This is a genomic window from Azoarcus sp. TTM-91, assembly GCF_012911025.1.
GTDB lineage: Bacteria > Pseudomonadota > Gammaproteobacteria > Burkholderiales > Rhodocyclaceae > Azoarcus.
Window position 1 is genome coordinate 1 of the sequence record NZ_WUEI01000112.1, and the last position, 13,913, is coordinate 13,913.

Annotated in this window: 10 protein-coding genes; 8 read left to right on the forward strand and 2 right to left on the reverse strand. The window is 71.1% G+C overall.

Annotated features, from left to right (window positions below):
- Positions 1-210: 210 nt before the first annotated feature.
- The 8 genes from GRF61_RS20125 (at position 211) to GRF61_RS20160 (ending at position 11,490) form a co-directional block, all read left to right on the forward strand.
- The gene (locus GRF61_RS20125) at positions 211-603 is read left to right on the forward strand and encodes a ferredoxin family protein (protein ID WP_169152411.1); all 393 of its coding nucleotides are present in this window, start codon (positions 211-213) and stop codon (positions 601-603) included.
- 10 nt (positions 604-613) lie between these two features.
- Positions 614-2,230, forward strand: a complete 1,617-nt coding sequence (locus tag GRF61_RS20130) for an FAD-binding protein (RefSeq protein ID WP_248281357.1) — start codon at positions 614-616, stop codon at positions 2,228-2,230.
- Positions 2,231-2,628: 398 nt separating this feature from the next.
- On the forward strand, positions 2,629-5,067 hold the full coding sequence (locus GRF61_RS20135; protein WP_169152412.1) for a TonB-dependent receptor: 2,439 nt from the start codon (positions 2,629-2,631) through the stop codon (positions 5,065-5,067).
- 390 nt (positions 5,068-5,457) lie between these two features.
- The gene (locus tag GRF61_RS20140; RefSeq protein ID WP_169152413.1) at positions 5,458-7,266 is read left to right on the forward strand and encodes an iron ABC transporter permease; all 1,809 of its coding nucleotides are present in this window, start codon (positions 5,458-5,460) and stop codon (positions 7,264-7,266) included.
- Positions 7,267-7,320: 54 nt separating this feature from the next.
- Positions 7,321-8,547 (forward strand): ABC transporter ATP-binding protein, encoded by a 1,227-nt coding sequence (locus GRF61_RS25110; RefSeq protein WP_211166107.1) that lies wholly within the window; start codon positions 7,321-7,323, stop codon positions 8,545-8,547.
- Positions 8,544-9,707 (forward strand): extracellular solute-binding protein, encoded by a 1,164-nt coding sequence (locus tag GRF61_RS20150; protein WP_169152414.1) that lies wholly within the window; start codon positions 8,544-8,546, stop codon positions 9,705-9,707. Before GRF61_RS25110 ends, GRF61_RS20150 begins: the two co-directional genes overlap by 4 nt.
- Positions 9,708-9,731: 24 nt before the next feature.
- Positions 9,732-10,832 (forward strand): amidohydrolase family protein, encoded by a 1,101-nt coding sequence (locus tag GRF61_RS20155; protein ID WP_169152415.1) that lies wholly within the window; start codon positions 9,732-9,734, stop codon positions 10,830-10,832.
- A gap of 79 nt (positions 10,833-10,911) precedes the next feature.
- A complete protein-coding gene (locus GRF61_RS20160) occupies positions 10,912-11,490 on the forward strand; it encodes a malonic semialdehyde reductase (RefSeq protein ID WP_169152416.1) in 579 nt (192 codons plus the stop codon).
- Between the two features lie 260 nt (positions 11,491-11,750).
- On the opposite strand, the gene GRF61_RS20165 is transcribed toward GRF61_RS20160, so the two are convergent.
- On the reverse strand, positions 11,751-12,149 hold the full coding sequence (locus tag GRF61_RS20165; protein WP_169152417.1) for a ferredoxin family protein: 399 nt from the start codon (positions 12,147-12,149) through the stop codon (positions 11,751-11,753).
- A 115-nt stretch (positions 12,150-12,264) separates the two neighbouring features.
- A complete protein-coding gene (locus GRF61_RS20170; RefSeq protein ID WP_169152418.1) occupies positions 12,265-13,833 on the reverse strand; it encodes an FAD-binding protein in 1,569 nt (522 codons plus the stop codon).
- Positions 13,834-13,913 lie beyond the last annotated feature (80 nt).

Consider the following 13,913-nt stretch of genomic DNA (forward strand, 5'->3'; position numbering starts at 1 on the left):
CCCCGGCCCTCCCCCACGAGGGGGGAGGGAGCAAGTGCTGCGGAGCCTGCCTCCCCACACTCACCCCTGCCTGCCAAGAAACAAGACCTGCCCCGCCCGCAGCACTTCAACTCCACCGCTACAAGGCCAAACCCAGCCCCTCTCGCCAAAAGGGTCTTTGGCACGCCCCTTGCGATTCCAGCGCTTTTCCCACCGCTGGAATCGCAAGAAGTGATCGAACTGATACTCGAGCCGCGCTGCGTGCGCTGCCTTGCCTGCGTGCGTGTCTGTCCCAACGACGTACTGGAGGCCGACGGCGATGGCCTGCCCTTCGTCGCCCGCCAGCAGGATTGCTGCAGCTGTTTCCTGTGCGAAGCCTACTGCGCGCCGGACGCCCTCTATGTGGCGCCGGAAGCCTATCCGCTGCCCGGCCTGGACGCCGCCCAGCTGCTGGCCGACGGCCGCATCGGCGCCTTCCGCCGCGCCCTCGGCTGGGACAGGCGCAAGCCGGGCGAGCTGGACTCCCGTGCCGGGGCCGCGCCGGCGATACAGCGCGGTCACCCCGGCAGTCCGCAGGATCTGCATCGCAGCGAAAGCTACGCCAACGGCATCAACCGTCACTGAGGGGACAGGCATGAGCGCATACACCGAAGTGACGATGGATAGCGGCCGCCGCATCGCCGCTGGCGACTACGAGATCGACCACAAGACGGACGTGCTGGTCATCGGCGGCAGCCTCGCCGGCGCCTGGGCAGCGCTGGCCGCGGCGCGCACCGGCGCCAGGGTGGTGCTGGCGGAGAAGGGCTGGATGGGCACCGCCGGCGTGGTCGCCGCCGCCAGCGTCGGCGGCTATTACGCGCTGCCGGACGATCCGGCCCAACGCGAGGGCGTGATCACCGTGCGGCACCAGGAATCCCGCGGGCTGGACGACCTCGGCTACGTCGAGCGGGTTTATGACCAGAGCTACCGCAGCTTCACCGAACTGCGCGAGGCCGGCTTCGCCAGCGCCCGCCTGGGCGCCTTTCCCGGCCCGGACAGCATGGCCTTCCTGCGCCGCCAGCTGCTGGCGGCCAAGGTGAAGATCCTGGACCACAGCCCGGCGCTGGAGCTGCTGCAGACCGCCGACGGCGCGGTGGCCGGCGCCGCCGGCATCCAGCGCAAGAGCGGCGAAGCCTGGCGGGTGCGCGCCGGCGCGGTGGTGCTGGCCACCGGCGGCAACGCCTTCCTCTCCGGTGCCCAGGGCACCAACGGCCTCACCGGCGACGGCTACCTGATGGGCGCCGAGGCTGGCGCCCGCCTGCAGGGCATGGAGTTCTCCGGCCACTACGGCCTCACCCCGGCGGAAGGCAGCTGCACCAAGGGCGGCATGTACTTCAGCGGCCACATCTACGACGACGCCGGCGAGCGGCTGGACCCGCTGCCCTCCTGGTTCGCCGTGCCCAACGTTGCCCGCACCCTGCTGTCCGGCGGCAAGGCCTGGGTGGTGCTGGACAAGGCGGCGCCGGCGCAGCACGACACCCACCGCCGCCAGAGCCCCAACTTCTACCAGTACTTCAGCCGCCGCGGCGTCGATCCCTTCCGCCAGCGCTGGCCGGTGAAGCTCACCTACGAAGGCACGGTGCGCGCCGCCGGCGGCCTGCTGGTGGATGAGGGCTGCGCCACCGGCGTGCCCGGCCTGTACGCCGCCGGCGACGTCACCGACCGCTGCCGCCTCACCGGCGCCTTCCTCAGCGGCGCCGGCCCGGCGGTGGCCTGGTGCGTGGCCTCCGGCGAATGGGCGGGGCAGGGCGCCGCCGCCTTCGCCCGCGCGCTGGGCACGGGCGCGCATGCGCGGCAGGTGAAGGGCGCGGGTGCCTGCGGGCTGCGGCCCGGCGGCGATGGTGCCAGCAAGGGCCCCGGCGGCCGCGAGACCATCGCCCGGGTGCAGGAGGAAATCCTGCCGCTGGAGAAGAACTTCTTCCGCGACGGCAAGAAGATGACCGCCTCGCTGGCTCGACTGGATGCGCTGTGGGCGGCGGCGAGCACGGACCTCGCCGCCGCCGGCCCGCGCGAACTGCTGAAGGCGCGGGAAGCGGCGGCGCTGGCGGCCTCGGCGCGCTGGATCTACCGCGCCGCGCTCGCCCGCACCGAGAGCCGCGGCCTGCACCGGCGCAGCGACTTCCCCGAGGAAGATCCGGCGCAGCGCCATCACCTGGTGTTGAGCGGCGTGGATGAGATCCGCATCGCACGGCGCGAGGCGCTGCCGGCCTGAGTGGAGCGCTGCTGGGCCGGTCGGGCCAGCGGCAGGCGGCGCGCAGCCAGCGCCGCCGCCTGCCGGGCGCGCTGGCCCGCTTGGCGCTGCTTCCGCCCGCAGGGTGGCGCCCGCCTGACTCATTCCCAGCAGGCCAGTTGCGCGGGCAGCAGCTTTGCTGCCCGTGCCTCAGTCTCGTCTCTTCAACTTTATGAAATAAAAGAAATTATTTCCTGGCACGGTTTCCGCTAAGAGCCTCCCCGCGCTCCCGTCTCTATGACCATCTGGATAGAGCGGCGCCTCACCCGGCGAGCACGCGGACTGAAAGCCCGCCGCTGCCGCAGGCAGGAAAACCAATCAGACAAAGGATGTGTATGCAGAAGTTTGCGCTGACCGCGATTGCGGCATTTTGCAGCGCCATGATCCCGGCAGCCCACGCGCAGCAGGCGCCGCGGGCGGCCGAGGCCAGTGGCGAGGATTCCGCCCGGCTGGATGCGGTGGTGGTGCTGGGCTCCTCCCGCCAAGACCAGACCACGCTGAAGAGCTCGGCCCCGGTGGAAGTGATCAGCGCCCGCGAGCTGGAAGAAACCGGCGCGGTGACGCTGAACCAGGCCCTGAGCAAGCTGCACCCCTCGTTCAACTTCTCCCAGGGCCAGAACGCGGTGAAAGGGCAGGCCACCCGCTCCGCCTCGCTGCGCGGCGTCAGCCCGGCCTACACCCTGGTGCTGGTGAACGGCAAGCGCCGCCACACTCAGGCGCTGCTGCAGGGCACCGACCCCTGGCCGGCGAACAACGTGGTGGATGTGAACACCATCCCCATCAGCGCCATCGCCCGCGTCGAAGTGCTGCGCGACGGCGCCGCCGCCCAGTACGGCTCCGACGCCATTGCCGGCGTCATCAACATCGTGCTGAACGACTCCGCCGAGGGCGGCGCGGTGAACGTGCGCTACGGCGGCTACACCGACGGCGGCGGCGAAACCCATGCGGTGAATGGCTGGAAGGGCTTCCAGCTCGGCCAGGACGCCGGCTTCGTCAACCTCAGCTTCGACTACCTCAAGAGCGGCCAGGTGGACCGCGCCGAGGACGACTGGCGCCAGCTCTTCCCCACCGGCGACTCCCGCAACCAGACCTACGACAAGGACTACGGCCACTGGGGCCAGGCCTCGCGGGAAAACTTCAGCTTCCTCGCCAACTCCGAGCTGAAGATCGGCGGCGGCACCGCCTACGCCTGGGTGAACTACGCCGACAAGCGCACTGGCAACTATGTGAATCCGGAGCGCCTCGTCATCGGTACTGGCCTGCCCGGCGACCTCATCCGCAACAACACCTCCAACAACCTCGACATCTACCCCAACGGCTACCAGCCGCGGCGCAACTACTACTCCACCGACTGGGCCGGCGTGCTCGGCTACCGCTTCGGCGAGGAAGCCACCGGCAAGCTGGACATCGGCGTGAGCTGGGGCGAGAACGTCACCTGGATCAAGGGCCTGGACACCACCAATCCGAGCTGGGGCGCGGCCAGCCCGACCACCTTCGACATGGGCGGCTGGCGCTCCACCCAGACCAGCGTGACCGCCGACTATGTGCGCAGCATCAGCCCGGGCTGGGCGCCGGCGCCCATCCTGATCAACGCCGGCCTGCTGACGCGGCGCGAGACCTGGGGCATAGACTCCTTCGGCGATGAAGCCTCCTACACCAACGGCGGCCTCTCCAACTCCAGCAACGGCATCCCGGTGACCGCCTCCAGCTCCGCCGGCCTGATGCCGATCGACGGCGGCACGGTGGACCGCAACGTCAAGGGCGCCTACCTCGGTTTCGAAACGGACATCACCGAGAAATTCCAGATCGGCATCACCGGCCGCTATGAGGATTACTCCGACTTCGGCGACACGGTGAATGGCAAGGTTTCCGGCCGCTACGAGGTGAACAAGGCGCTGGCCTTCCGCGGCACCGTCAGCACCGGCTTCCACGCCCCCAGCCTGGGCCAACTCGGGACCCAGACCACCGCCTTCACCAGCAACTGGACCAACACCGGCCTCGGCCTGGCCGAACCCGGCCGCACCCGCCAGTTCCGTCCGGACGACTCGCTGGCGGCGGTGTTCGGCGCCAAGTCGCTGGACCCGGAGAAGTCCGACAGCGTTTCCCTCGGCTTCGTGCTGACGCCGGACTCCACCACTTCGCTGACGGTGGATGCCTACTACCTGAAGATCAAGGACCAGGTGATCATCACCGACGCTCTGCGCGGCGCCGGCGTCACCAGCGCCTTCAACAGCATTGGCCTGACTGGTTACACCCAGGCCAGCTACTACTTCAACGGCTGGGATACCACCACCAAGGGCATCGACTTCGTCGGCCGCAAGAAGCTGCGCTTCGACGGCGCCGGCGTGCTGGACCTCAGCCTGGGCCTGAGCTTCCTGCGCACCAAGGCCAGCAACGTGAAGGACACGGTGACGGTGAACGGCACCACGGTGACGGTGGTGAACGACTACCGCGTGCGCGACATCGAGGACGGCGTGCCCAAGAACAAGCTGGTGCTGGGCGGCCGCTACACCTATCGCGACTGGACGGTGGACACCACGGTGACGCGCTACGGCGAATACACCTACAACGCCGCCGCCGGCGCGGTGAACGGCAACCACGACCAGACCTTCTCGCCGGAATGGTATGTGGATCTGAACCTCGGCTACCGCATCACCAGCAACCTGCGGCTGGAGCTGGGCGCGCAGAACCTGTTCAACAAGTACCCGGACAAGTACGACACCACCAACCGCGCCAGCGGCATCAACCCGTACTCCTTCATCGCACCGAACGGGGCATCCGGGCGCTTCGTCTATGCGGGGGCCAACTTCATCTTCTGATGGATGGGGGAGGGCGCTTGCAGGGCTGGCATGCGGTTGTTTCCTTCCCTCTCCCCTTGGGGGAGAGGAGTCGGAGGAGAGGGGGAGAGGACCGCGAGCCTCAAACGCAGCCGCCCCTGACGGGGCGCCCCCTCTCCCCGGACCTCCCCCGCGAGGGGGAGGGGGAAGGGCCGTGCTTGCTGTTTGGGCAATGGGCGGCGGAACAGCGTCGAGGGCAGCTCCAGCGCATTTTTGTATAGCTGAACAGCATCAATGCCGAGGTCAATACGCCTTGGCCAGGCAGAGAACCCGGTTTCCTCCCCTCTCCCGCGAGGGGCGAGGGAGCAAACCAGCACCCACAACCCAAGCCCACCACCCGCAGCACAAGCAACCGTACCAAGGCCAAACCCCATGTCTGCAGATTTCCTGGCCGGCGTCATGCGCCGGCCACCCCTGGATTTCCTCTCGCCGCGCCGCTGGCCCCATGCCCGGCTGGCGCTGTATGCGGCGCTGTTCTTCATCCTGGTGTGGCCGGTGCTGATGCTGGTGGTCGGCTCCTTCCGTTCCGCCGCGCCCGGCTTCGACGGCGCGTGGACGCTGGCCGCCTGGAGCGGCACCTTCGACAGCCCGGGCACCGGCCGGGCGATGGGCAACTCGCTGGTGCTGTCGCTGGTGAGCACCCTGGCGGCCACCCTCATCGCCGCCGGCCTGGCATTCCTCTCCGAGCGCACCGACCTGCCGCTGCGGCGCGGCGTCACCCCCTGCCTGATGCTGATGTTCGCTACCCCGGCGCTGTTCTATGCCCTGGGCTACGCCATGCTGGGCAACGCCTACACCGGCTCGGCCAACAAGCTGCTGCAGACCCTGTTCGGCGCCGGCGCAGCCTGGTTCGACGTCGAGACCTGGACCGGCCTGATCACCGTGATGGTGCTGAAGAAGGCCTCGGTGATCTATCTCTTCCTCATCGGCCCCTTCCGCGCGCTGGACCCCAGCCACAACGACGCCTCGCTGGTCTCTGGCGTCGGCCAACTCGGTACCTTCTTCCGCATCGACCTGCCGGCGCTGACGCCGGCCATCACCGGCGCCATCCTGCTCGGCGTGGTGGCCGGCCTGCAGGCTTTCGACATGGTGCTGATCCTGGGCTGGCCGCAGGACATCGACGTCGTCGCTACCCGCATCATGAGCTTCATCAACGGCGCCGCGCCGCCGGACTACGCCCGCGCCAGCGTGCTCTCCATCGCCCTGCTGGCGGTGGTGGCGCTGCTGTGCATCCTGCAATCGCGCCTGCTCGGCCGCCGCAGCTTCGTCACCGTGGCCGGCAAGAGCGGCGGCCGCCGCCGCATCCGCCTGGGCCGCGCGCGCTGGCCGCTGGCGGCGCTGGTGGCGCTCTACCTTCTGCTGGCGGCCATCCTGCCGACAGGCTCGGTGGTGTTCTCCTCCTTCCAGCCATTCCCTGGCCTCTATGAAGGCTATTCGCTGCAGCACTACCGCAACATCCTGGCGCTGCCGCGGGTGGTGGACGCTATCCAGACCACCTTCGCGGTGGCGCTGCTGTCCGGCTTCGCGGCGATGGCGCTGGCGGTGTCGGTAGCCCTGCTGGCACGGGCGCTGCCGCCGCGGCGGGCGGCGCTGCTGCGCTTCGTCAGCCTGATTCCGCTGGCCATGCCGGGCGTGGTGACCGCGCTGGCGGTGTCCTGGGCGGTGGTGAGCGTGCCGGGGCTGAAGCAGCTCTACGGCACCTTCTGGCTGGTCACGCTGGCGCTGGTAGTGGTGGTCACGCCCTTCGCCATCCAGGTGGCCAACGCCGCGGTGGCGCAGTTGTCGCCGGAACTGCAGGAGGCCGCCCGCATCGCCGGCGCCTCGCCGTTCCGCGCCGCCATCGACGTGGTGCTGCGGCTGATCGCGCCCAGCTTCCTCGCCGGCTGGTTCATGGCCGCCATCATCGTCTCCGGCAACCTGGAGGTGCCGCTGCTGCTGCGCGCGCCGGGGCTGAACCCGATCTCCTCGGTGGTGTATAGCCTGTACTCCTCCGGCGACTTTTCCGCCGCCTCGGCGCTGCTGGTGATCCTGCTGCTGGCCAAGGCGGCCATCTGGGGCATCGCTTGGGCCGGCTACCGCGCCTGGGTGGCGGTGCGCAGCCAGCGCCGTCGCCGCCTGCTGGGCGCGCTTGCCGGCGGCAGCGGCGCGCCGCCTTCTCGCCCCGCGGCGGCTTCCGCCTGAGGCCGTGCCGATGAACACCCCGATTCCCCGATTTCCCACAGGAGCATCCGAGAAGTGACAGCAAGCAACGGCAGTGGCGTGAGCCTGCAGGGCCTGCGCAAGTATTTCGCCGCCGGCAAGCGGGTCACCACTGCGCCCAAGCGCGGCGCCATCGACGGCCTGGACCTGGAGATACGCGACGGCGAATTCTTCGTCCTGCTCGGCCCCAGCGGCTGCGGCAAAACGACCACGCTGCGCTGCATCGCCGGGCTGGAGGAACCCTCCGCCGGCCGCATCGCGCTGGGCGGCGGCGTGGTCGCCGATCCGGCGGCGGGCTTGTTCGTGCCGCCGGAGAAGCGCGCCATCGGCATGGTGTTCCAGAGCTATGCGCTGTGGCCGCACATGAGCGTGTTCGACAACGTCGCCTATCCGCTGCGCCACCGGCGCAAGGGCCTGTCGCGCGAGCAGCTGGCGCGCGAGGTGGGTGCGGCGCTGGCGCTGGTCGGCCTGGAAGGGCTGGAGGGCCGCGGCCCGGCCGAGCTTTCCGGCGGCCAGCAGCAGCGGGTGGCGCTGGCGCGGGCGGTGGTGGCGCGGCCCAGCCTGCTGCTGTTCGACGAGCCGCTGTCCAACCTGGACGCCCAGTTGCGCCAGCGCCTGCGGCAGGACCTGCGGCGGGTGCACGAGGAAGCCGGCGGCACCTCGATCTACGTCACCCATGACCAGGCGGAGGCGCTGGCGCTGGCCGACCGGGTGGCGGTGATGCGCCTGGGCCGGCTGGAGCAACTGGGCACGCCCACCGAGATCTTCCTGTCCCCGGCCACCCGCTTCGTCGCCGAGTTCGTCGGCTTCGACAACCTGCTGCCCGGCCGCCTGACCGGCCGCGACGGCGAGCGCGCCTCCTTCCTCCCCGACGGCTGGCGCCGCGAGGTGGCCGGCCGCGCGCCGGCCGCCCTGGCGGTGGGCCAGCGCGGCCTGCTCGCTTTCCGCAGCGCCAACCTGCGGCTGGAAGCCGGCGTGGCGGCGCAGGGCGCGGCCAATGCCTTCGCCGCCCGCGCCGGCGCCATCGCCTACTTGGGCGAGCGCTTCCAGGCGGAGGTGACGGTGGAAGGCCAGCGCCTGCTCGCCAGCCTGCCGCTGGCCGCCTGGGATGGCCGTGGCGACCTGCATCACCCGCCAGGCTGGCACGAAGCCCATGTGACGCTGGCGCCGGGCGACGCGGTGATTTTGCCGGCAGAGGAGGCGGGCACCGACATCGCAACCACCGACACGATGGCTGCCGGCGCGGCGGCGGAGGCGGCATGAGGCGCTTCCTCCCCTCCGGCCCTCCGCACGCGGACACCGGCCGCCGCCGCCTGCTGCGCGCAAGCCTTGCCGGTGCCGCTGGCTGGGCGCTGGGCGGCTGCGGCACGGGCGGCGATGGCGCGGGGCAGGGCGCTACGGCTTCCGCAGCAACCTTGTCCGGTAACGCCGCAACCCGCGACGAACTCGCTGGCCTGTACCGCGAGGCGCTGCAAGGCGGGCAGCGCACGGCGGTGGTCTATGGCGCCGCGGTGGATGCCGAGTGGGAGCCGCTGTGGCTGGCCTTCCAGGCGGATTTCCCCGGGCTGCGGGTGATCTACATGCACGTCTCGCCCACCCAGGTGATGGCGCGCATCGACGCCGAGCGCCAGGCCGGCAACCGCATGGGCGACCTGCTGATGCAGCCGGTGAACGTGCTGCCGCTGATCGCCCGCCGTGGCTATTTCGAACCCTGGCGCCCGGCCAGCGCCGAGGGGCTGGCGGATGAATACCGCGACGAGGCGGACCGGGCCCACTACCCCTTCTCCAAGGTCTTCGGCCTCGCCTACAACAGCCAGCAGGTGGAAGCGGATGCGCTGCCGCAGCGCTTCGACGAGCTGCTGGCGCCGGCCTGGCAGGGCCGCTTCTCCTACATCAAGCCGGTGACCGCGGTCGGCACCACCGACGTCGCCTTCGCCACCCTGCTGCGCGACGGCGTGGTGGACCTGCCGCGGCTGCAGGCGCTGCACCGCGCCGGCCTGTTCACCGGGCCGGATGCCGGCGTCACCTACGTCAGCCAGGGCCGGCTGGCGCTCAACCCCTGGGGCTACCTGGCGGTGGTGGTGCGGCAGCGGGCGCTGGGCGCGCCGGTGGCCATCCGCTTCGTGCCGGACTTCTCGGTGAACGTGCCCTTCGGCTTCGGCGTGGTCGGCGGCGCGCCGCACCCGGCGAGCGCCCGGCTGCTGAAGAGCTGGCTGTTCTCGCCGCGCGGCCAGGCGGCGGTGGCACAGCAGGCCTACCAGCTCGGCACCATGCCGGACGCACCGCCGCCGCCCTTCTACCCGGACAACGCCGCCGAGCGCGAGCGCCTGCACCGCCGCCCGCCGCCGGATGCCCTGGTGGCCGACCTGGAAGCCCAGCGCGGCATGCTGCGCGACATCTTCTTCCGCCCCAAGCCGACCTGAACCCCCGCACCGAGGACTGTGCCCATGAGCACCACTTCAAGCCCATCGCACCCCGCCGCCCCGCGCGGCCTCATCGACCTCCACAGCCATTGGTTCTCGCCGCGCGCGGTGGAACTGCTGAGCGCCCGTGGCGTGGCGCCGCGCTTCGTCGGCGGCGAAGATGGCCGCCGCCACCTGCACCGCGCCGGCCCCGGCACGCCGCACGGCCGCTCCGAAGCCTTCCCGCTGGGGCCGCAGTGGTTCGACATCGACGCCCGGCTGGACCACCTGGACACCCACGGCATCGCGCACCAGCTGCTGTCCTGGCCGACCACGCTGGGCGTGGACGCCGCGCTGCCGGCGGCGGAAACCCTGCCGCTGTGGGCCGCCTACAACGATGATCTCGCCGCGCTGGTGCGGCGCCACCCGCGGCGCTTCAGCGCGGTGGCGGCGCTGTCCAGCTCGGACGTGGCCTGGTCGGCGCGCGAGCTGGCGCGGGCGCATGCCGAGCTGGGGTTGATAGGCGGCGTGCTGCCGGTCAATGGCTTCGCCAGCCTGGCCGGCGCCGAGCGCTTCCGGCCGCTGTTCGAGGTCGCCCAGCGCAACCGCAGCCACCTCTACCTGCACACCGGCTACGCCCACCCCTCGGTGCCCGGCCAGCCGCCGCTGCACCTGCACAGCGACAACGCCGACATCCGCGCGCTGCTGGACACCGGCTGGAGCTTCGCCGCTGCCGCCATCACCCTGGCTTTCAGCGATTTCCTCGACGCCTATCCCGACGTTACCGTGCAGATCGCCATGCTGGGCGGCGCCGGAACCATCGCCCTGGTAGCCGAGCAGGTGGCGCTCAACGCCGAGCGCCTGGGCGTGGGCGCCGGTGCGGACGAGGTGCGCGCCCGCTTCCGCCGGCTGTGGTTCGACACCGGCGCCGCCGGCCGCGGCGCCGAGGCCATCGCGCTGGCGGCGCGGGTGCTGGGCGAGGACCGCATCGTCTTCGGCACCGACTACGCGCCGGCGCCCAGTGTGCGGCCGGTGATAGACCAGATCCTGCAGGCGCCGCTGCAGCCCGCCCAGCGCGAGCGCATCTTCAGCGCCAACGCCCGCGCGCTGCTGGCTTCCCGCGGCGTGGCGCTGGCCGTGGCCTGAACGCCTTCCCGACTTTCCAACCCGGCCGGCGAGGCCGGATCTTCCCCCGCGTTTCCATACCCATCCAACAGGAGAAACCATGGGCACTCCCCTCCACCAGGCCGCACTCGACCAGCTCTTCGTGCAGGCCCGCACCTACGGCAAATTCGAAGCCACCGCGGTGGGCGACGAAACCCTGCAGCAGCTCTACGAACTGCTGAAATGGGGCCCGACCGCCTTCAACGCCCAGCCCGGCCGCTACGTCTTCGTGCGCAGCGCCGAGGCCAAGGCCAGGCTGGAGCCAGCCCTGTCCGCCGGCAACAAGGAGAAGACCCTGGCCGCGCCGGTGACGGTCATCGTCGCCCAGGACAGCCGCTTCTTCGAACATGTGGCCAACCCCAAGATCCGCGAGCTGTTCGAGGCCAATCCTGCGCTCGTCGACCCCACCGCCTTCCGCAACAGCTCGCTGCAGGCCGCCTACCTCATCGTCGCCGCCCGCGCTCTCGGGCTGGACGTCGGCCCCATGAGCGGCTTCAACGCAGACTTGCTGAACCAGACCTTCTTCCCGGACGGCCGCTACAAGGTCAACCTCATCGCCAACCTCGGCTACGGCCTTGCCGGCTCGCCCGCCCCGCGCGCGGAGCGCTTGGGTTTCGAGCAGGTTGTCGAAGTGCTGTGAGCCGATAGGCCCTGCCGCCCCTGGCGGGGCAACACGCTCTCCCCGGCCCTTGCGCGGGGAGGGCGTGTTGCGCCCCTCGCCGAGCGGTATTGGTGCTCCGCGAAGAGAGGCCGCCGGGGGAAGCCGGCCCCGGCGCTGGGCTGGGTGCGCCGCAAAAGTCCCCTGGCTGGCGCCAGCAGCGCGAAGCGAATCATCGTCCTGCCGTCCTGCCGTCCTGCCGTCCTGCCGTCCTGCCGTCCGGCTGCGGGCAGCGGGGCACTTCAAGTCTCTGCCGGCTCCTTGGCCGGCGCAGCCAGGATGAAGGCGATTTCCTCCGCCGGCAGCGCCGGCTGCGAGGGCAGGATGCGGTCGATGAAGGGCGTGGTGTCCAGCGCCGCCAGGGTGACGCGCTTGCGCCCCCAGCCTATGGTGGCGCGCCAGCTGCCCAGGGTGCCGGCTGCGGCCAGGGCGTCCTCGTCCACCGTCACCGCCTGGTCGCCGTAGGGGGCTACGTAGAGCGCATCCACCGGGCAATACACCTCGCAGATGTAGCAGGTCTGGCAGTCGTGCTGGCGGGCGATCACCGGCAGGCCGTGGTTGTGGTCGAAGACATTGGTGGGGCAGACGCGGACGCACAGTCCGCATTCGGTGCAGCGCGAGGTGCTGACGAGTTCGATCATCGGGGGTTTCCTGGGAAGGTGGGCCGGGCCCGGGGTGAAGCCCGGCGCAGGCGTGGCGCCGGTGCGGATCGGCTGGCTATGCGGCCTTGACCGCCGGTGCGGGCGGATCGCCGGCTCATGCCGGCACCAGCTCGGTACGCAGCGCGATGCTGTCCAGCCCGGAGACGGTCAGCCGGTGGCGCTGCGCCGGGTCCAGCTCGGGGTATTCGGCCAGGGTGTGGGAGGCGCGTGTTTCCTTGCGCCCCAGCGCGGCGTTGAAGATCCAGCGCGAGGCGGCGACCATCGCCGCCGCTTCGCGGGCGCGCAGCGCGGCCTGCGGTGTGCGGGTGTCCGGCAGCCCGCCGGCCTCCGGCCACAGCGCATCCACCGTGCCCAGCGCCTGGCGCAGGCCGGCTTCGCTGCGGAAGTAGTTGATCTCCAGCGGCAGCACCTGGGATTGCACCGCGGCGACCAGTCCGGCGCTGTCCACCGGCGCGCTGCCCTTCACCGGCCGTACGCCGGCGCCGCCGGCCGGGCGCAGCTTGCGCTCCCGCGGTGCCTCCAGCGCATGCAGCGCCGCGCCGCGGCCGGCCCAGCTGCCGGAGCAGATCGCCCAGGAGGCGTTGTAGGCGCCGCCACCGGAGAGCCCGCCGCACACCCGCTCGCGGGTGGCCGCGTCGCCGGCGGCATACAGGCCGGGCACGCTGGTGGCGCAGTCGTCGCCGGTCAGGCGCAGGCCGCCGGTGCCGCGCAGGGTACCTTCGTAGCGCAGCGTCAGCGGGAAGGGCTGGGTGAAGGGGTCGATGCCGGCGCGCTCCAGCGGCAGGAAGAAGATGGCGTGCGCCCGCCGCAGGATGGCGCGCTTCTCCGGCGTGTCGGCCTTGTCCAGCACCGCGTACACCGGCCCCTGCAGCAGTGCCTTGGCGAGGAAGTCGCGCGAACGCGGGCCGCCTGCATGCAGCACCTTGCCGTGCTGGTCGTAGTAGCTCGCCCAGCCCAGCGTGCGGCCGCGGGTGTTGGTGCCGAAGGCGGCGCTGGGGGCGTAGGCACGGCTGAACTCCATGCCGGAGAGCTCGGCGCCGGTCTCCGCCGCCATCAGCAGGCCCTCGCCGGTGAGCACGTTGCAGCCCAGGCCCTTGCTGAGGAAGGCGCAGCCGCCGGTGGCGATCACCACCGCGCCGGCGCGTACTTCCCAGCGGCGGCCGTCCAGCCGGTTGAGGCCGCGCGCGCCGCCCACGCCGTGCTCGTCCACCAGCAGCTCCAGCGCCGGCGACTGGTCGAGGATGCGCACGCCCGCCCTGTGCACCGTCTTGCGCATCAGCTTCAGGTACTCCGGCCCCTGCAGGTGGTCGCGCAGCGGCACGCCGTGCTCGTCGCGGCGGAAGGGGTAGCCCCAGGCTTCCACCAGCTGCAGGCTTTCGTAGACCTGGTCCAGCACCCGGTGTATCCAGCGCGCCTCGGAGAGCTGGCCGCCGCCCTCCATGCGCTGCTGCACCGCCGCTTCACGCAATGCCGCATCCGGCGGCAGGTAGAGCAGGTTGGTGCCGCCCGGCGCGGTGGCGCCGCTGGAGCCGAGGTAGCCCTTTTCCGCCAGCACCACCCTGGCCCCGGCCCTGGCCGCATTCCATGCGGCCCACGCTCCGGCCGGCCCGCCGCCTATCACCAGCACGTCCGCCTGCAGGCGCAATTCTGCTTCGTCTCGCATCTCGCTTCTCTCTGTCGTTTTCCGGCACGCTGATAGCGGCGCGCCGTATGGGGAAGCGGGGTGTCAGGCAAAGGTTGTGC

What these genes read in the sequence shown, in the direction of transcription:
- GRF61_RS20130 (WP_248281357.1), top strand. Translation starts at nt 614, where the DNA reads ATGAGCGCATACACCGAAGTGACGATGGATAGCGGCCGCCGCATCGCC.
- GRF61_RS20135 (WP_169152412.1), top strand. Translation starts at nt 2,629, where the DNA reads ATGATCCCGGCAGCCCACGCGCAGCAGGCGCCGCGGGCGGCCGAGGCC.
- GRF61_RS20140 (WP_169152413.1), top strand. Translation starts at nt 5,458, where the DNA reads ATGTCTGCAGATTTCCTGGCCGGCGTCATGCGCCGGCCACCCCTGGAT.
- GRF61_RS20150 (WP_169152414.1), top strand. Translation starts at nt 8,544, where the DNA reads ATGAGGCGCTTCCTCCCCTCCGGCCCTCCGCACGCGGACACCGGCCGC.
- GRF61_RS20155 (WP_169152415.1), top strand. Translation starts at nt 9,732, where the DNA reads ATGAGCACCACTTCAAGCCCATCGCACCCCGCCGCCCCGCGCGGCCTC.
- GRF61_RS20160 (WP_169152416.1), top strand. Translation starts at nt 10,912, where the DNA reads ATGGGCACTCCCCTCCACCAGGCCGCACTCGACCAGCTCTTCGTGCAG.
- GRF61_RS20165 (WP_169152417.1), bottom strand. Translation starts at nt 12,149, where the DNA reads ATGATCGAACTCGTCAGCACCTCGCGCTGCACCGAATGCGGACTGTGC.
- GRF61_RS20170 (WP_169152418.1), bottom strand. Translation starts at nt 13,833, where the DNA reads ATGCGAGACGAAGCAGAATTGCGCCTGCAGGCGGACGTGCTGGTGATA.